The sequence below is a fragment of the Shewanella sp. GutCb genome (assembly GCF_002836135.1).
In the GTDB taxonomy this organism is placed as follows: domain Bacteria; phylum Pseudomonadota; class Gammaproteobacteria; order Enterobacterales; family Shewanellaceae; genus Shewanella.
In genome coordinates, this window is the sequence record NZ_PJBL01000094.1 from 1 (window position 1) to 297 (window position 297).

General features: G+C 44.8%; 2 protein-coding genes. Both read right to left on the minus strand.

What is annotated here, in order from left to right; all coding sequences use genetic code 11:
- The coding region (locus CXF86_RS23230) for a twin-arginine translocation signal domain-containing protein (RefSeq protein WP_145992413.1) at positions 1–77 on the minus strand (77 nt) is incomplete at its 3' end.
- A 40-nt stretch (positions 78–117) separates the two neighbouring features.
- A partial coding sequence (locus CXF86_RS20120; RefSeq protein WP_145992412.1) for an MtrB/PioB family outer membrane beta-barrel protein occupies positions 118–297 on the minus strand: 180 nt, incomplete at its 5' end.

Sequence of the window (297 nt, forward strand, 5' to 3'; positions counted from 1 at the left end):
GAGCTAGAGTTACAACCTGTAACTGTCGCTGCACAGCCCATTGCGGCACTCATTTTTAAGAAACTTCTGCGTTCCATTATCTTTTCCTCATTGCAGTTATGATTAGCACTGTTTGCATTAGCGCAGCTGGTAGCTAAACGACAACATCACTTGGTGCGCGTTATAGTTATGGTTCAGGTTACCTAAGGTGGTCAGTCCTGGAACTGTATTGACATCAATTTGCGCGTAATCGGTGTCGTAATAGCGCTCATACTGGTAAGCCAGTTTTAACGCCATCTCTTCGCTCAATGCGTAGTT